Raw genomic sequence first — 17,594 nt, forward strand, 5'->3', positions numbered from 1 at the left:
GATTTATTTTTTTATATTGCCTATCAACATAACAGACTTGAAACCGATCTGTGTTCATATGATGTTCGATAGTTTCCACTTTGTAATGTGAAGGCAGATTATCCAGTTGTCGGAAAGTCACATCGGTATCGGCCAGAATTTTGAAAAAGATGGTCAGCCCAATGCGCTGGATCTTCACGTGGGCAGGCGGATTCGTCTTCGGCGTGCTTTTCTTGGTGTGTCCGAGCAGAAACTGGGTGATCTGATCGGTATCAGCGCATCACAGATTCAAAAATATGAGACAGGCACCGTACGGGCCGGAGCGATCAGATTATTTGATCTGGCCCGCGCCATGGATGTGTCGATCAGCTTCTTTTTCGACGAAATGCCGGAGCAGGAAGTTGCCAATCATGGCGTAGCCGCTATCTCCCGGCTGGGCGGGTTTGCGGAACCTCAAGAGGGCTTTGGCGATGGTGATACCATGCGGCAGGAAGCGCTGGAGCTGATCCAGGCCTTTTTCCGCATCACTGATCCGGCCGTGAGGGAACGTATTCTGGAACTGATAAGATCACTGTCGAAAGAGTGATCTGTCCACCTCATATGTAAGCGGCATGACTGTGGAACGGGCTTCCCTCACGGCGATGAAGGTTGCAAAGTCCTTCCTATGAATGCATCGGTGCAGTTTCGGGGCCAGAGATACGCAAGCTGTGCTGCAAGGCCGGAGATGGATGCGGCATTCCCGCCTCCTGCTGTACTGATTATCGGACCGGCAGGGGCGGGCAAGTCAGATCTCCTGCTGCGCCTGATGGATCGCGGTTTCCGGCTTGTTGCTGATGACCGGGTTGATATATGCGATGGTCTTGCCAGCCCGCCGGCGGCGCTGGCCGGGCTGATTGAAATCCGCGGCCTCGGGATCATGGTATCTTCCTTTATACCGGTGGCGAAGCTGTCGCTGGTTGTCTCGCTGGAGACGGAGGAACGTCTGCCATCCCCCCGCCGCGATACTGACCTCGACCTTCCCTTGATTGACATTAATCCTCGCGCTGCTTCCGCGCCCTGTCGTGTGGAATGGGCTCTTGAATGCGCGTTGGGGCGCCGTGCCAGCAGGGCAGGTGCCTTCGCGCGGGAGGAAGCAGTATGAGCACTGACCAATACCGCAGGGTGGTCGTGATCACCGGCCTGTCCGGCGCAGGCAAATCTACAATCCTCCGGGCTCTGGAAGATGCGGGATATGAAACGGTGGATAATCCTCCGTTGCCGCTGGTCCATGACCTTGTGGCCCGAGGGGAAGGGCCTCTGGCTTTCGCGGTGGATGCACGCAGCCGTGGGTTCACCGCGGATGGGCTGGCCCTGGCCATGGAACGCATGAGGCAACTGCCTGGTGTCAGGGCGGATCTGGTTTTCGTGCGGGCTGATACGGCGGCTCTGCTGTCCCGCTATACGGAAACCCGCCATCGCCATCCGCTGGCTTCAGGAGTGGGGGTTCGGGATGGCATCCGGGCCGAAGAAGTCCTGACCGCATCACTGGTGGATGTGGCGGATCTGGTTGTTGATACCACCGATCTTCCGGTCACAAGGCTGAGGGCAATGATCGCCGAACGCTATGGGCCGGAGGAAACCGGGCAGGGAATGGTCGTATCCCTGATTTCCTTTGCCTATCCCAAGGGATTGCCGCGGGAGGCCGATCTGGTGCTGGACGCACGGTTTCTGCGTAACCCCCATTACGATCCCACCCTGAAGCCGCGCACCGGTCAGGACAGGGATGTGGCGGCCTATATTGAAGCAGACCCGGATTATGCCATTTTCCATGACAGGATCGATGCGTTGCTGAGGCTTTTGCTGCCGCGCTTCGTTCAGGAAGGAAAGAAATATGCCACCATCGCCATTGGTTGTACCGGCGGACGGCATCGTTCGGTTCATCTGGTGGAGATGCTGGGTGAAGAGTTGCGCGCTCAGGGCTGGTCCGTCCTGCGTACGCATCGGGAATTAGGAATCAGTGATGATGCTCCGCAGGCGGGAACCGCCAGAGCAGCCTCTGTCGATATGAGTGGAAGACCGGAAGAGTACGGCAGCCCACAGGCGCCGGATGCACTCTCCCACACAACATCATAATGGAATACATGCCATGATCGGTTTGGTTCTGGTGACGCATGGACGGCTCGCGGATGAGCTGCGCCGCGCCATGGAACATGTGGTTGGCGCGCAAAGCAGCGTGGTGACCGTGTGCATCGGCCCTGATGACGATATTGAGGGCAGGCGCTCTGATATCCAGGCCGGGATCCAGCAGGTGGATAGCGGGGATGGTGTCATCCTCCTGACCGACATGTTTGGAGGTACGCCCAGCAATCTGGCCATTTCCATGATGGACCGACCGGGTGTCGAGGTGATCGCCGGTGTCAACCTGCCCATGCTGGTCAAGCTGGCGAAAATCCGCTGCACACAGCCATTATGCGAGGTGGTGGAAGGGGCTCAGACGGCCGGGCGTAAATATATCGCTGCTGCCTCCCATGTACTGCACGGCTGCCGATAAACAGAACCACAGGTAAAACGCGCCATGGAAAACTCTGTGCTCAGCCGCCGCCTGACTGTCTGCAACCGGCGTGGCCTGCATGCCCGTGCAGCTGCCAAATTCGTCACGCTGGCAGAACGTTTTGGGGCTTCGGTGGAAGTGGGGAAAGATGGGCAGTTCGTCTCCGCCCGTTCCATTATGGGGCTGATGATGCTGGGTGCGGGTAAGGATTCCGAAATCGAGCTTCGGGTCGAGGGCTGGGATGCCAAGGAAGCGCTGGAAGCGCTGACCGAGCTGGTCGAGGCTGGTTTCCATGAAACAGATTGAGCCGCCTTTGGCGGGTCCGTGTTCTGCTGATTCGCTTTCTGCCGGGCCCTCTGGTCTGGGGCAGGATATTCGGCTGGAAGGGATTGGCGTCAGCCCTGGCATTGCCATCGGCCCGGTTTTCGGGGTGGTGGAAATCGAGGCTCCACAAGAACGGCGGGACATTCCCGCGCATGAGGTGGAGCATGAGCGTGCGCAGCTTAGCCGTGCGGTAGAGGAATCCAGACGTCAGCTTGAAAAGCTGCGGCAAGGGCTGCGGGAACTGCCGGAGGCCGGGCAGGAGGAATTATCGGCCCTGATCGATGTGTATCAGCGCATGCTGGCCAATTCACGTCTGGTGCGGGGAGCGCATCGGCGGATCGAGACCGCGCTGGTCTCCGCCGCGACAGCCGTGGTGGATGAGGTCGAGGCGACTGTTGCCGCCGTGCTGGCCCCCGGCGGAGAATGGGCAGAGCGCACCATGCGGGCCCGGCAGGCCTCGGAAATTCAGGAGGTAGGACAGCGTCTGCTTCGTACCCTTGCTTCCACGCCATTTCGCAGCTTCAAGGCCGCGCCGCGCGGGGCAGTGCTGGTGTGCGAGAAGCTGCGCCCGTCCGATGCGGCGCTGCTGGATCCGGCCATGATCGCAGGCGTGGTGACGGAGGAAGGCGGTGCGGACGGGCATGTGGCGATCATGCTGCGTGCGCTCGGGATTCCCTCTGTGCTTGGGGTTCCGGCACTGATGCATACGATCCGGCAGCTGACTTTGCCGGGCCTGGTCCTGAATATGGTGCTGGACGGAGATCAGGGTGTGGTTACGGTCAACCCATCCGACCACACACGACAGCAAGCGAAGCAGGGCCTCGCCGCCCATCAGCAGGAAACATTGGTGCTGGCTCAGCTCAGCCGCCTGCCTGCCGTGACGACGGATGGCGAGGCAGTGATATTGCAGGCGAATATCGAATTGCCCGCCGAATTACCCCAGATGGTGCGGGCCGGTGCCAGTGGGATCGGACTGTTGCGGACCGAATTCCTGTTTATGAACCGGGAAAGTCTGCCCGATATCGCAACCCAGATAGAAACCTATTCCCATGTGATCTTGGCGGCAGAGGGGGAACAGGTCACGATCCGTGTGCTCGACTGGGGTGGCGAGAAAGAAAGCGAGGCTCTTCGCACCGCCGGTCTGTTGCGCAGCGAGACGGAACATAATCCGGCGCTGGGTCTGCGGGGGATCAGGCTGTTGCTGGCCCATCCCGAGTTGCTGGAAACCCAGTTCACGGCGATTTTACGGGCATCGCGTGGGGTGAAGGCAGAAAGCTGTGTGCGTATTTTGCTGCCGATGATTACGACCTTGCAGGAAATGCGCGAGGCACGGAAGATCTACACCCGGATTTTGCGTCAGGAGGCATGGGATGGGGCTGCCCTGCCGTTGGGGGCGATGATCGAGACGCCAGCCGCGGCCCTGATTGTGGAGGAACTGGCGAAGGAGTCGGATTTCCTGGCGATCGGCACCAATGATCTGGCGATGTATACGTTGGCCGTTGATCGTGGGGATGCGGGGCTGGCGGGTCTATATGATCCCCTTCATCCGGCCTTGCTGCGCTTGATTGCCGCCTGTGCCATTGCGGCGGCGCGGGCCGGTAAATCTATGTCACTCTGTGGCGAGATCGCGGGTAATCCGGCAGCGATTCCTGTTCTGCTCGGGCTTGGTTTCCGGCAGTTCAGTATGGGGGCGGGTGCAGTGCCGCGTGTGAAAAAGGCGATCCGGGCCACCTCCCTTGATCAGGCAAGACGTGCCGCTCAGGAAGCGCTGACGATCATCTGATTGTTCATGACGCCTGTTATCGGGTCTGATCGTATCAGCGTATCAGAAGGACAGGGCTATGAAAGTGGTGCTCGATGTCGACCGTCTGCTGCGGGAAGGGCAGATCACACCGGGGGAGCGGGACAGGCTGATCCGGCTTGGCAAGGTCCAGACAGGGTCTCTGTTCGTGAACGTGCTGGTCGGTTTCGGAGCGGCTGCGGTGTGCGCCGGGTTGTTTGCGCTGGCGCCTGATCCGCTTCTGGGCCTGCTCATGGGGGTGGTTGCCATCGGGGCAGCGGTGTTGCTGCGGCATGAGCGGGCGCAGCAATGGGGCATCCTGTCGGATATTTTCGCTCTGCTCGGCGTGTTGACCACCGGCATGAGCCTTTACTGGATTGGCCAAGGACCCTCTTCAATGCTGCTGCTGGCGCTTTGCTGTGCCGGTGGAGCCCTGTTCGCCCGTAGCGCGATGCTGAGCGTTCTGGCCGTTCTCGCCTTGGCGGCCTCGCTCGATACCTCGTTCGCTTATGTGCATGCCACCTATATGCTGGGGGTGGAACGGCCGGCACAGACGATTCTGGTGTTTACCGGTCTTGGCCTTGCGTTGCTGTTCGCCTCGACCCGTGTGTCGCCTGTGCTGGAGGGTGTGGTACTGGCGGCCGCCCGTTGTTCGGCCTGGATGGTCAATTTTGCTTTCTGGGTCGGCTCCCTCTGGGGAGAGGAGCAGATGCTGTTCAATGATAACAGGGGTGCAGTTCTGTTATCCGCCGATACTTTCAGTATCGGCTGGGCCTTGGTACTGGTGGCTGCGGCTGCATGGGGGGCATGGAGCGGTCGCCGCTGGCTGATCACCACAGCCGCGATTTTCGGGGCGATCCATTTCCAGACTCAATGGTTCGAGCGTTTGGGGGCGACCCCGACCAGCGTGTTGACGGCAGGCATTCTGACATTGCTGCTGGCAGCATTGCTCTGGCGGGTGCTGTACGCCCGCAAACCGTCAGTGCCTGCATAAGGCGCTGACGGTTTCTTCCGATAACGGAGCGTATCAGCGGGACAGGGGACGCGGACCGATCTGGGCGATGATTTCCGCTGCGGCCCGGCTGCCCTGGAGGCCGCAGTTTTTCAGATCCTGTCCCTGTGCGAAGCTGGCAAGGAACCCGGCTGCATAGGCATCGCCCGCACCGGTCGTATCCAGCACCTTCGTGGAGACAGCCGGAATCTGGATTGTATCTGAACCGTGAAGAATGACGCTGCCAGCCTCGCTGCGGGTCAGGGCAGCGAGTGCTACGTCAAGCCGTGCCAGTTCAGCGGCTTCCTCGAATGTATTGCGTTCGTACAGCGAGGTGATCTCCGTTTCATTGGCGAACAGGATGTCCACGTGCGGCAGCAGAGCAAGGAAACCATCACGATGGCGATGCACGCAGAATGCGTCGGACAGGGACAGGGCTACCTTCCGGCCCGCCTCATGCGCGGCAGTGGCGGCCTTGCGGAAGGCTGCCTGCGCAGCCGGCGGATCGAACAGATAGCCTTCCAGATAGGTGATGGCGGAATCAGCCACCAGAGACGTATCCACATCCTCGGCGGAGAAGGTGACGCAGGCACCGAGATACGTGTTCATGGTCCGTTGCCCGTCAGGCGTGACGGCGATCAGGCATCGCGCGGTTGGCGCGCCGCCCTGAAGGCTGGGAGTGGGGAAATGCACACCGGTTTCCGTGATATCGCGGCGGAATGCCTCCCCCAGTGCGTCGTCTGCCACTTTGCCAAGGAACGCAACCTTGATCCCCATGCTGGCAGCCACGGCGCAGGTATTGGCCGCAGAGCCGCCGCTGACTTCCGTGCCACGGGGCAGTGCCGCATAAAGTGAGGCTGCCTGTTCCGCGTCGATCAGCGCCATGCTGCCCTTGTGCATGTCATGGCGACTGAGAAAGGTGTCATCGGTCAGCGCAATGACATCGACGATCGCGTTGCCGATGCCGAGCAGGTCGAAGCGGGGTGCAGTCATGCGGAGAGGCTCCAGAATGTCCATCAAGGGGCGGCGGGCGACCTGCCCGATACCGACGCTCGCAGGTATCACCGTGAGGGGCTTGCCACAATGGCGGTCTGGTCAAATTGGCTTCTCCGGCGGACTATCCGCCTATGAGTGATGATCAATTGTCCATTGTCGAGCGGGCTTCTGTCCTCCAACCGCTCCAGCGGGCGATCACTCAGTTGGAGGATGCGCCGTTTCGGGCTGTGGTGATGCGGTCTCTCGGCTGGGCCCTGCTGCTGCTGTGCCTGTTAGTGTGGCTCAGTTTCAAGGGGGCAGGCTGGTTGCCCGTGCATTGGTGGCATGGCGACCATTGGGGCGGATGGGACTGGCTTGCTGGAATCGTGGGAGCGATGGCGATTGCGGCACTCGGCCTGTGGCTGTTCGTGCCGATCAGTGCGGCGATCGGCGGGTTGTTTGCTGATACGGTGGCGATCTGTGTGGAGCGTCGCTGGTATCCGGAATGGCAGCCCGCCACACCGGCCTCACTTCAGATGCAGATATGGGACGGTCTGGCGCTGGGTCTGCGTGTGCTGGTGGTCAGCCTGATCACGCTGCCTGTGGTTCTGTTGCTGCCGGGTGCTGGATTTGTGTTGGGATGGCTGGTTTCCGCCTGGGCACTGGGGCAGGGGCTGTTCGTCAGTGTCGCCATGCGCCGGATGAGCCGGGCTGATGCCAGACGTCTTTATCGCGCATGGCGCGGCACGGTACTCGTGCAGGGGGCAATTCTTGCCGCGATTGGGATGATCCCGGCTATCAATCTGCTTCTGCCCGCCCTTGGGCCGGCTGTCATGGTGCATGTTCTGACCCGGATTACGATGCATCGCCGGGCCTTTTAACAGCGGGACAGCAGGCACGCCCGGATTGATCTGTATGCGGAATGTCCTGCAACATATTGAGGAAGCGGGTTGTTCTGCTTCTCGGAGCATGTTAGCGAATCGAATCGTGACGTCCAGAATGATGGAGTGCACGTGTTTAAGCGACGCAAACCCGACGACCAGCCTCCCGAGGCTGGGGATATCAAATCAGCGGCGGGAGCTTCCCCCGGCGCGGGAACGTCACCCTCTGACGGCCCGGTTCGTCTGGGCGTGCCGCCTGCTCCATCCGGCACTGCCCCCGGCCAACAGGTCGAGAGCGGTTTCGGCGTTCCCCCTTTCCGACCAAGCCATCAGAAGGAGGCCGAAGCCGTGAGTCGTGCGCCTTTCGCCAATACCCCGTCCTCTACCGCTGTGCCGCCCCGCCCTGGCGCACCCGCTGCCACAGGCTCATCCCGCCCGCCCGGCAAAGATACGCCCGAGCGCCGCACGCTGGTGGTGGGCCGTGGCATTTCCGTTCAGGGCACGGTTCAGGATGCCGAACGTCTGGTGGTTGAAGGCACGGTCGAAGCGACCATGATCCGGGCGACCGAGCTGTCGGTTTCACTTGGCGGCGTTTTCAAGGGTGAGGTCGAGGTTGAAGATGCGGAAGTCGCCGGCACCATTGATGGCACTCTCACCGCGACCGCCAGCCTCATTGTGCGGGCCTCTGGCAAGGTGCTGGGTACGGCGCGCTGCCGCCGCCTGCAAGTCGAAGATGGTGGCCAGATCACGGGCAGCATCCAGATGCTGACCGATGGCGCCCGTCCGGTCGATGCCCCGCGTCCAGATGCGTCTGCTCCCAGACCAGCGGTAGATCCGATACCGGGCCAGTTAGGTGAATAAGCCTTCAGGAAACTGAATGTTCTGCATGAGCCTGTCCGGTCTGATGAAAAGCCGCTCCGCCCAACGGGGCGGTTTTTTCGTTCCTGCGGTCGATTCCAGCCATGAGTTCAAGCTGTCCGGCGATACGGTGCAGGGCTTCCTGTAAAGCCTCGGCGCTATCCTCGACCGCTGGCCGGGGCGGCAGAGATGATACTGGAACTGCAGGAGCGCAGGGGGCATCAAGACGAGCTTCGATAATGTTGAATGCGATGGCAATCCAGTCTTTCCAGATGATTAACTGATCTCGATCAATCCTGTCCCTGCTGGCCAGATGCAGCACGCTCAGTCGCCCGGCGATGCGACGCAGGGCAGCGTCGGCCAATATCACCGGTTCAATGTGTGCTGCAATGCTGGAGCGTCGCGGTTCCAGCATGGTGCGGGACAGGCTGGCCTCCAGATTATTGCTGGTGAGACCGGCCTGACGTCTGGCCTGATGCGCCATATCTTGTGGAGCTTCGCCGATCAGGGCGGACAGGGTCAGGTTGGCATAATGCGCATGGGCCTTGATGCTCTGGCGCAAAGCGGTATGCAACCGTCCCGGTTCCCAGCTCGGCCACAGCAGCAGATTGCCAACCAGAGCTGTTAAACCGCCGAGCACCGTGAACAGCGCCCGCATCGCGGCAATATGCAGGTCATTTTCCGATCCCTGCTCATATTGGGTCAAGAGTACGATCATGGGCGTCAGAAAGACAATGAACAGGGCATAGCTTGCCGGCCGAAGCGACAGGGCAAGAACGGCCAGCGGAAACAGCGCTATGGCGGTTGCCAGCGGACCATGGATCAGGAACGTCAGCACGCCTGCCAATGCTCCGCCTGCCAGTGTACCGGCGACTCGCTCAAATGTGCGCTGCATGGTCATCGCGTAGTGTGGTTGCAGGGTCACGATCAGGGTGATGATCAGCCACTGATGATACGGCATCGGATGAAAGGAGCATGCGGCAAGCGCAAGCATCACGAGCAGGCTGGTGCGTGTGGCATGGCGCAGCATTGCGGAGGACCATGCCAGATTGGAGGCCAGAGGAGTCATAATGACATCCCGCCCCGTCGCAGGGCGCGTCTCATCGCCGGGCAGACGGGTTGCGGGCGTCTGAACGGCGATAATGACCCTCAACCGCTCCTGTATGACGGCTTCCAAAGCCGCCAGCGTGGCTTTGGTTTCTGCTCGGCCACGTGTCAATGCCGGAATGATGCGGGACAGGCGCTGTTCGGGTAAAGCGGTCTGGCTGTGTATACGGCGCGCCAGCATCGCCAGCACAGGGCGAAGGCGGCGCAGGAACACGGCGGCATGCGCGTAGCGTGTTGAGGAGGCAGCGGTGACAGGGCTGCTGCCTTCTGCGGCCTCCAGAATGTCGCTCATGGCGATCAGGGCGCCGAAGATCTGGTCGGCTGCCTCCAACCTCGCCAGCAGCATGGTGCCTAGTTCACTCCCCACACCGCGCCGATGCCGCATATCGACCAGCAGCCCGCGTGCCCGTTCGATCATGTCCCTGATCCGGGCGCGATGCATGCGTGCCATGTTGGACCATAGAAGGACATGGTCGTAATCGGCCAATCGGGCATCCAGTGGGGCAGCCAGTTGAGAGGAGGAGATGGACAACACCTCCACCATCTCCCCCACCATGTCAGCGAGAGAGGAAAATACGGCCGAGACCGCGCGTTTGGCCGGGATGAACGGACGGATGTTCCAGACCCCCAGTGCGATCATCTGCGTCCACAAGCTGCCGGCGAGAAAGGCGGCGGCTCCAGCCCAACCCAAAAGGCTGGTATCGTGATCCGGCACGGCGGCACGTCCCATGCAGAGAGCGACGACAACACCCAGCAGATTGCCGACACTTTGTGCTGAAAGACCGTAAATCCTTGCGAAGCTGGTCATGAAGACGATCATCCCCGCGACAGGAATGGAAATCTCCGGCCAGGGAGCCAGCGTGCCGAGCAGCAGTGTGATTGTCGCCCCGAGTACCCCGAAAATCGACAATGGCCTGATGCGTTGCTTGGTAGGGCCGCCTGGATCGCAGTAGGAACTCAGCAGCGCCCCCAGCGCGGCTTCCAGCAGCAGGGGCTGATCAAACCATGCATTCGCAGCCACCCATGGGGCGGTGGCAAAAGCGGCGCGCAGGCCTTCGGCCACGCTGATCGCCCAAGGATCCATAGACAGCGAAAGCCGCCCAAGATCCTTGGGCGGCTTTGCCGATAACAGGGAGGTCGGCAAAAGGCTGTAACGGCGCGTCATGGTCTTTTCCCATGCTCATTCCCCGGACAGGGAATGATTTGGTCGTGCCGTATGGCCTGTTTACCCGCCTCTGGCGGAGTGTTCTTACGCCGCGCGGGCCATGCCGCGCAGCACGTAATGCAGAATGCCGCCATGCTTGTAGTAATTGACTTCGTCAGCCGTATCGACACGGCATAGCAGCGGTACCTTGTCGACCGTACCGTTGGCACGATGGATGACCAGGGTCAGGTCCATACGCGGTGACAGATCATCCAGCCCGACGATGTCCAGCGTCTCGCTGCCATCCAGCCCCAGCGTGTGGCGCGTCATGCCGTCCTTGAACAGCAGGGGCAGCACGCCCATGCCAACGAGGTTGGAGCGATGGATACGCTCGAAGCTTTCCGCGATCACCGCCTTCACGCCCAACAGCAGGGTGCCCTTTGCTGCCCAGTCGCGGGAGGAACCGGTGCCGTATTCCTTGCCGCCGAAGACGATCAACGGCACGCCATCGGCCTTGTATTTCATGGCGGCGTCATAGATCGGCATGACCTCGCCGGAGGGCTGATGGGTGGTGACGCCACCTTCCGTGCCTGGTGCCAGTTCGTTCTTGATGCGGATATTGGCGAAGGTGCCGCGCATCATTGCTTCATGGTTACCACGACGGGCACCATAGCTGTTGAAGTCCTTTTCCAGCACCTGCCGCTCCAGCAGATATTGCCCTGCCGGAGAGGATTTCTTGATGCTGCCGGCCGGGCTGATATGGTCGGTGGTGATGGAGTCACCCAGCAGAGCCAGTTCACGCGCGCCGAAAATATCGGCGACACCCGGCGGCTCCATGGTGATGTTGGTGAAGTAGGGCGGGTTGCGGACATAGGTGGAGCTGTCCGACCATTTGTAGGTGTCGGAACTGCCATCGATCTCGATCGCCTGCCACTGCTCCGGCCCCTTGAACACTTCAGCGTAACGGGATTGGAACTGTTCGCGGGTCAGATTGGCATGGACCGTATCGGCCACTTCCTGTGTGGTTGGCCAGATATCCTTCAGATAGACGGGCTTGCCATCCTTGCCGGTGCCGAGCGGAGCGGTGGTGATATCTTCCCGGATATTGCCGAGGAAGGAATACGCCACCACCAGCGGCGGGCTGGCGAGGTAGTTGGCGCGCACGTTCGGATGGACGCGGCCTTCGAAGTTACGGTTGCCGGACAGTACGGAGACGGCCACCAGCTTTCCATCCTCGATCGCATCGACGATGGTGTCGTCCAGCGGGCCGGAATTGCCGATACAGGTGGTGCAGCCATAACCGACGGTGTTGAAGCCGACGGCATCCAGATCGGCGGAGAGGCCGGAACGATCCAGATATTCCGTCACCACCTGTGATCCGGGGGCGAGGGAGGTCTTGACCCACGGCTTCGGCGTCAGGCCGAGTGCACGGGCCTTCCGCGCCACCAGACCGGCGGCCACCATCACATAGGGGTTGGAGGTGTTGGTGCAGGAGGTGATGGCGGCGATCACCACGTCACCATGACCGATCTCGTAGTTCTTGCCCTTCACGGCACTCTTGCGGGCAACATCACCGGCGGTGACGCCCAGGCTCCTGGTCAGTTCAGCATTGAACGCGCTGGCGGCTTCTTTCAGCAGCACGCGGTCCTGCGGGCGCTTCGGGCCGGCCAGGCTCGGCTGCACGGTGGACAGGTCGAGTTCCAGCGTGTCGGTAAAGATCGGCTCCTGCATGGTCTCGTCGCGCCACATGCCCTGCGCACGCAGATAGGCCTCGACCAGGGCGATACGGTCTTCGTCACGGCCGGACAGGCGCAGATATTCGACGGTCGCCTTGTCCACCGGGAAGAAGCCGCAGGTTGCACCGTATTCCGGAGCCATGTTGGCGATGGTGGAGCGGTCGGCGACGGGCAGATGATCCAGCGCCGGGCCGAAGAATTCGACGAACTTGCCGACCACGCCCTTTTTACGCAGCATCTGGGTGACGGTCAGCACCAGATCGGTGGCGGTGGCGCCTTCCGGCAGGCGGCCGGTCAGACGGAAGCCGATTACGTCCGGGATCAGCATGGCGATGGGCTGGCCGAGCATGGCGGCTTCAGCCTCGATCCCGCCGACGCCCCAGCCCAGTACGCCCAGACCATTCACCATGGTGGTATGGCTGTCCGTGCCGTACAGGGTGTCGGGATAGGCATAGGTCGCGCCATCCACATCGGCGGTCCACACGGTCTGCGCCAGATATTCCAGATTGACCTGATGGCAGATGCCGGTGCCGGGTGGCACCACGCGGAAATTCTCGAACGCTTCCTGACCCCAGCGCAGGAACTTGTAGCGCTCGCCATTGCGGTCGAATTCGATATCGACATTGGTCTTGAGCGCACTCGGCGTGCCGTAGGTATCGACCATCACGGAGTGATCGATCACCAGATCGACCGGTACCAGCGGGTTCACTTTCTGCGGATCGCCACCCAGACGGGTGATGCCGTCGCGCATGGCGGCCAGATCCACCACGGCGGGGACGCCCGTGAAATCCTGCATCAAAATGCGTGCGGGCTTGAACGGAACTTCCTCGGTCGAGGAGGCTTTTTCAACCCAGCGCACGACGGCCTTTGCATCCTCGACGGTGTAGGAAGTGCCGTCCTCGAAACGCAGGACATTTTCCAGCAGGATTTTCAGCGTCACCGGAAGACGGCTGATATCACCGATTGTCTTGGCTGCTTCGGGAAGGGAGAAATAATTGTAGGTCTTGCCGCCGACAGATAATGTCCGGCGTGTTTGCAGGGTGTCCCGACCGACTGACTTCATAGTGCTTGCCTCATCAATGGCACGCCTGCCCGCCCCCGCGGATGGCTGCGTTGCAACACGGCACCGCTTAGAGCATAGGCAGCATCAGGACAAGGATGCAGGGATGCCGTCAGCGTGAAAGCGATAAAATCTGCACGAGAGATGGGCCTGGCGGGATGCTGACTGCAAGGGGTCTGGCTGTTTTCCGAGCGGAGCGTCTGGTGTTCCGCGATCTGGATTTTTCCCTCGCGCCGGCCACTTTGCGACCGGCAGGAGAGGGGGCACCGGATGCCCTGACCCTGATCGGACCGAACGGATCGGGCAAGTCGACGCTGCTGCGACTGCTGGCTGGTTTCGTCCGTCCCGCCGCAGGGACCGTGTGGTGGCAGGAGGAGCCTCTGCCGGCGGATCCCGCTGATCGCGCCCGGATTGTCACCTATATCGGGCATCAGGATGCGGTCAAGCCGGGGCTCACGGCGGCGGAAAATCTGCTGTTCGATGCGTCATGGCACCCGCGTGGCCGACGACGGGAAGCCATTTTGAACGCGCTGGAGGCAGTAGGCCTGTCGGCGCTGTCGGCCCTGCCGGGCCGGATGTTGTCGGCAGGGCAGAAGCGACGCTTGGCCCTGTCGCGGCTGATGCTGAGGGAAACTCCCGTCTGGCTGCTGGATGAACCCACTCTGGGGCTGGACGATGCGTCGATTGCCCTGTTCGGTGATATGTTGCGTGTCCATCGCGCCCGGGGGGGCGTTGTGATGGCGGCCACTCATGTGCCGCTGCCTCTACCGGGTGCGGGTGTGCTGTCGCTACATCCTCATGCACGGGCTGCTGAAGCGGGGCAGGCCGCGATGGAGGAGGCCGGGGATGAGTGGGATGGGGATGACTGGATGATCACATCATGATCGCGGCATTGCTGGCCCGCGAGTTGCGTCTGTCCCTGCGTCACGGGGCCGATACGCTGGCCGTGCTGCTGTTTTTCTTCGTGACTGGTAGTCTGTTCCCGTTGGCGATCGGGCCGGGGCCGGAGATGCTGGCGCGGATGGCGCCCGGGGTGGTGTGGGTGTGCGCCTTGCTGGCGGCGTTGCTTCCGCTGGAACGGTTGCTCGGCGCGGATCAGGAGGATGGATCGATGGACCACCTGTTGCTGTCCAGCCTGCCTGCTTTCGGAGTGGCACTGGGCAAGGCGATGGCCCACTGGCTGGTCACTGGCCTGCCGCTGCTGCTCTGTGCCGGTCCACTTGCCATGATGCTGCGCATGCGGCCGGAGATCGTCCCGGTTCTGCTTGCGGGATTGCTGCCGGGGACGATGGCGCTCTCCCTGCTCGGCACAATGGGGGCTTCGGTGGTGCTGGGGGCACGCAGGGGCGCGGTGCTGTTGCCGCTGCTGGTGCTGCCGCTGACAACGCCGATCCTGATTTTTGGTGCGGCGGCGGCCGATGCAGCGGCGGGAGGTCTCTCCCCACGTCCGCATCTTCTACTGCTCTGCGCTGTTGCTGTGGTGGCGGCGTCCCTGTGTCCGTTCGCTGCCGGCGCGGGCCTGCGTGCCGCGGCGGAATGAGTATGCCATATTCTGCCACCACCCGAGATTTTGAGCGTATTAAAGGTCATCCATGATCCAACCCCTCTCTCCGTCTTCTCCGCCCGTCTGGTCCGAAGAGGATGTGATCCGGCAGGATTGTGAGGATGGCGGCAACCAACGGCCCGGCCAGAAGATCGCTTTCAGCGTGCTTGCCCTGATCATAACTGCAGGCGCACTTTGGACGCTGGGCAGTTTTATGCCTGCGCTGGCGTGGGCCGCGGTGTTCGCCATTGCGACCTGGCCGCTTTATCGACGCGCGCGCAATGCTTGGCCGGGCGGCGGACGCGTGTTGCTGCCGTTGTTGTTTACCGTGGCGGTCACGCTGCTGTTTCTGGGGCCCTTGACCCTGGCGGGGATTGAGGTCGCCAATGATGCGCGCGGTGTGATCGACGGGGTCGAGCATGTGCTGCATAATGGTCTTCCAGTGCCATCAGCCCTGTCCTCCCTGCCATTCGGCAGCCCGGTGGTGGAGTGGTGGCAGGATAATCTCGGCAGTGGTGAAGGAGCGGCCCGCCTCGCCAGACATATCGACCGTTCCCAGCTGGTGGCGATCAGCCGTCATCTGAGCGCCGTGCTGGCACATCGTGTGGTCCTGTTCAGCTTTATGCTGGTGACGCTGTTTTTCCTGTACCGTGATGGGGATACGCTGACGGCTCAGCTTTCCCGCGCCAGTGCCCGTGCCTTCGGCCCTCATGGAGCACGTGTCGGACGGCAGGTGATCGCCTCGATCCATGGTACGGTAGATGGGCTGGTTCTGGTCGGGCTGGGCGAGGGAATTTTGATCGGTATCGGGTATGCCATTGCGGGTGTGCCACATCCCACTTTGTTCGGTGCGGTTACGGCGATTGCCGCGATGATCCCGTTCGGCGCACCGGCGGCGTTTCTGCTGGCTGCCCTGCTGCTGGCCGCGAATGGTGCACTGCTATCTGCTGCGATCATTGCCGGATATGGTTGTCTGATCGTGTTCATTGCGGATCATTTCGTGCGCCCGGTCCTCATCGGTGGGGCAACGCGACTGCCGTTTATTCTGGTCCTGCTCGGTATTCTGGGCGGTGTAGAGTGTTGGGGATTGTTCGGCCTTTTTCTCGGCCCGGCACTGATGGCCGCTGTGACCCACCTGTGGCGCGAATTCAGCGCTGTGGGACCGGATATGATTGATCCGATCTAAGCAATCTGCTGAATCTGATATTGATCAGGGCGTTAGAATGGATGTCCCTTGATCATGTTATCAACCAGATTGGCAATGCTCACGGTTAATTTCATCCCGATTACGAAAGCATCCGGGATGGATTTCGGACGGGTTGGATAGCGAAGCTGATCCGGGTTTACAATATATTGCAGGTTCGGAGTGATTCTTACCGTTTCCAGCGCCTGAAATGTATAGTTCAATTCCATCATGATCTGGTTGCGGTTGGTTTCGGGCGACAGTCCGGCCAGTGTTCTGGCTTCGCTGACGCCTTGAAGGGCTGCACCGCTCAGAGATTGATTGTTGATCATGAAACCCATCGTATCGTAAGGACGCTTCTTGAAAGGCGCCGTCATCACCATGCCTGCTTCCAGAAAGTAATCCTCGCCCAGCCGGCCGGATATGCCGGTCATCGCCACCCCGAACACGGTCAGTCCGCGTTGCGAATGACCAGGGCGCCATACCATCTGATCAAACCGAATATAGGCGCCTGAACGGCCATACAGCGATTGGGCTGGAAGGCCGCTTACCTGCACATAGCCCCCTTGTATGTCCCGTGACGGATCATCGTAATGGGTGGCATCATACCATCCGCCAATCTGATAATGACGTGGCAGACGGTCATTTTCAAACGTCGTGGCATATCCGAGCTCGAACGGCACAATCACGCCATTGGCACGGTTGGTGGACCAGTTGAGACCGTGGTCGTTATTACCCTGAAAACTGCGGTTCACTTCATAAGCACCGGCATGCAGATAGATGCGTGGCGTCATCCAGACTTTGACGCGGCCCATCCAGCTGGATGCAGGCCACCATGTCAGGCTGCTGGTGCGGAATACGAAAGTAGGACTGCCGCAGACGGAATTTGACTGAAACTGGCAATAAAGCGGTGATGAGAGAAATTCGGGGTTGGCAATGCCACGGCCTGCTTCAAGAATGAGCCTGTCATTGAAGGCTTTTTTTTCGATGGTAAGCTGTGTGAGTCGTGTCGTCTGGCCTCCGCCCCAGATTTCCTGAACCGACGTGCTGTTGCCAATGGCATCGCGGGACAGGCTACGCCCCTGACGGTTGGTGATAGCGAGATGCACGCTGACGCCGTTTAACCGAGCCAATTTGTTCATGTCAAAATCGGCACCGACCAGAATCTGCCCGGCATAAGCTGCTTCCTGTTTGATGCCACCCACCGGATTAGAGGCCATTTCCGCCGTATAGGCGGCGATGAAATTGACCCCATTCGCCAGTGAGACATGATCAGGAAGATTGGGAGGTGTTGCGTCGATACCCAGTCTGCTTACATCCATGACGATATCGTCGGCTGAATTTTCCTGTACCCGCCATGGATCATGGCTGGGCGTTGCAGGCTTTGCCGGAGGAGAAGCAGTACTTGGTACAGGAGCCAATAGGGCTGCTATTAAAAAGGAAAAAGTAAAATAAAAACGGGACATGGTCATTCTGTTTTGCTAGTGGAATGATTTTGTGAGC

General features: G+C 60.7%; 16 protein-coding genes. 12 read left to right on the plus strand and 4 right to left on the minus strand.

What is annotated here, in order from left to right:
* The first annotated feature begins 106 nt into the window (after positions 1-106).
* From GbCGDNIH6_RS02085 to GbCGDNIH6_RS02115, 7 genes are all read left to right on the plus strand, one after another.
* Entirely contained in the window at positions 107-565 is a 459-nt protein-coding gene (locus GbCGDNIH6_RS02085; protein ID WP_072562678.1) for a helix-turn-helix domain-containing protein, read from the plus strand.
* Between the two features lie 138 nt (positions 566-703).
* A complete protein-coding gene (locus GbCGDNIH6_RS02090; RefSeq protein ID WP_232449910.1) occupies positions 704-1,120 on the plus strand; it encodes an HPr kinase/phosphorylase in 417 nt (138 codons plus the stop codon).
* The gene (gene rapZ, locus GbCGDNIH6_RS02095) at positions 1,117-2,091 is read left to right on the plus strand and encodes an RNase adapter RapZ (RefSeq protein WP_072562680.1); all 975 of its coding nucleotides are present in this window, start codon (positions 1,117-1,119) and stop codon (positions 2,089-2,091) included. Before GbCGDNIH6_RS02090 ends, rapZ begins: the two co-directional genes overlap by 4 nt.
* A 13-nt stretch (positions 2,092-2,104) precedes the next feature.
* A complete protein-coding gene (locus GbCGDNIH6_RS02100) occupies positions 2,105-2,509 on the plus strand; it encodes a PTS sugar transporter subunit IIA (RefSeq protein WP_072562681.1) in 405 nt (134 codons plus the stop codon).
* Positions 2,510-2,533: 24 nt separating this feature from the next.
* The gene (locus GbCGDNIH6_RS02105; protein WP_011631105.1) at positions 2,534-2,815 is read left to right on the plus strand and encodes an HPr family phosphocarrier protein; all 282 of its coding nucleotides are present in this window, start codon (positions 2,534-2,536) and stop codon (positions 2,813-2,815) included.
* Positions 2,802-4,616 (plus strand): phosphoenolpyruvate--protein phosphotransferase, encoded by a 1,815-nt coding sequence (gene ptsP / locus GbCGDNIH6_RS02110; RefSeq protein WP_072562682.1) that lies wholly within the window; start codon positions 2,802-2,804, stop codon positions 4,614-4,616. The genes GbCGDNIH6_RS02105 and ptsP overlap by 14 nt, the downstream gene beginning before the upstream one ends.
* Before the next feature lie 58 nt (positions 4,617-4,674).
* Complete coding sequence (locus GbCGDNIH6_RS02115; protein WP_072562683.1) at positions 4,675-5,607, plus strand: hypothetical protein; 933 nt, start codon at positions 4,675-4,677, stop codon at positions 5,605-5,607.
* A gap of 33 nt (positions 5,608-5,640) precedes the next feature.
* Here GbCGDNIH6_RS02115 and GbCGDNIH6_RS02120 read toward each other — a convergent pair whose 3' ends face one another.
* Positions 5,641-6,597, minus strand: a complete 957-nt coding sequence (locus tag GbCGDNIH6_RS02120; protein WP_072564257.1) for an adenosine kinase — start codon at positions 6,595-6,597, stop codon at positions 5,641-5,643.
* 134 nt (positions 6,598-6,731) lie between these two features.
* On the opposite strand from GbCGDNIH6_RS02120, the gene GbCGDNIH6_RS02125 reads away from it, so the two are divergent.
* Both GbCGDNIH6_RS02125 and GbCGDNIH6_RS02130 read left to right on the plus strand, forming a co-directional pair.
* Positions 6,732-7,460, plus strand: a complete 729-nt coding sequence (locus GbCGDNIH6_RS02125) for an EI24 domain-containing protein (RefSeq protein WP_072562684.1) — start codon at positions 6,732-6,734, stop codon at positions 7,458-7,460.
* A gap of 132 nt (positions 7,461-7,592) precedes the next feature.
* Positions 7,593-8,321 carry a bactofilin family protein gene (locus GbCGDNIH6_RS02130; RefSeq protein ID WP_232449911.1) on the plus strand — a complete coding sequence of 243 codons (729 nt, stop codon included), beginning with the start codon at positions 7,593-7,595 and terminating at the stop codon, positions 8,319-8,321.
* Positions 8,322-8,325: 4 nt separating this feature from the next.
* Here the strand turns inward: GbCGDNIH6_RS02130 and GbCGDNIH6_RS02135 are convergent, their stop codons facing one another.
* On the minus strand, positions 8,326-10,590 hold the full coding sequence (locus GbCGDNIH6_RS02135; protein WP_072562685.1) for an FUSC family protein: 2,265 nt from the start codon (positions 10,588-10,590) through the stop codon (positions 8,326-8,328).
* Between the two features lie 84 nt (positions 10,591-10,674).
* Positions 10,675-13,368, minus strand: coding sequence for an aconitate hydratase AcnA (acnA, locus tag GbCGDNIH6_RS02140; RefSeq protein WP_072562686.1), 2,694 nt, complete (start codon positions 13,366-13,368; stop codon positions 10,675-10,677).
* A gap of 155 nt (positions 13,369-13,523) precedes the next feature.
* Here acnA and ccmA point away from each other — a divergent pair, with 155 nt between their 5' ends.
* Genes ccmA through GbCGDNIH6_RS02155 form a run of 3 tightly spaced genes read left to right on the plus strand, consistent with a single transcriptional unit; the run spans position 13,524 to position 16,094 of the window.
* Positions 13,524-14,249 carry a heme ABC exporter ATP-binding protein CcmA gene (gene ccmA / locus GbCGDNIH6_RS02145; RefSeq protein ID WP_081370148.1) on the plus strand — a complete coding sequence of 242 codons (726 nt, stop codon included), beginning with the start codon at positions 13,524-13,526 and terminating at the stop codon, positions 14,247-14,249.
* Complete coding sequence (gene ccmB, locus GbCGDNIH6_RS02150) at positions 14,246-14,905, plus strand: heme exporter protein CcmB (RefSeq protein ID WP_072562688.1); 660 nt, start codon at positions 14,246-14,248, stop codon at positions 14,903-14,905. The genes ccmA and ccmB overlap by 4 nt, the downstream gene beginning before the upstream one ends.
* Before the next feature lie 52 nt (positions 14,906-14,957).
* A complete protein-coding gene (locus tag GbCGDNIH6_RS02155; protein ID WP_081369922.1) occupies positions 14,958-16,094 on the plus strand; it encodes an AI-2E family transporter in 1,137 nt (378 codons plus the stop codon).
* Between the two features lie 32 nt (positions 16,095-16,126).
* Here the strand turns inward: GbCGDNIH6_RS02155 and GbCGDNIH6_RS02160 are convergent, their stop codons facing one another.
* Positions 16,127-17,563, minus strand: a complete 1,437-nt coding sequence (locus GbCGDNIH6_RS02160; protein ID WP_232449913.1) for a carbohydrate porin — start codon at positions 17,561-17,563, stop codon at positions 16,127-16,129.
* Positions 17,564-17,594 lie beyond the last annotated feature (31 nt).

It is taken from the genome of Granulibacter bethesdensis, from assembly GCF_001889525.1.
Classification (GTDB): domain Bacteria; phylum Pseudomonadota; class Alphaproteobacteria; order Acetobacterales; family Acetobacteraceae; genus Granulibacter; species Granulibacter bethesdensis_C.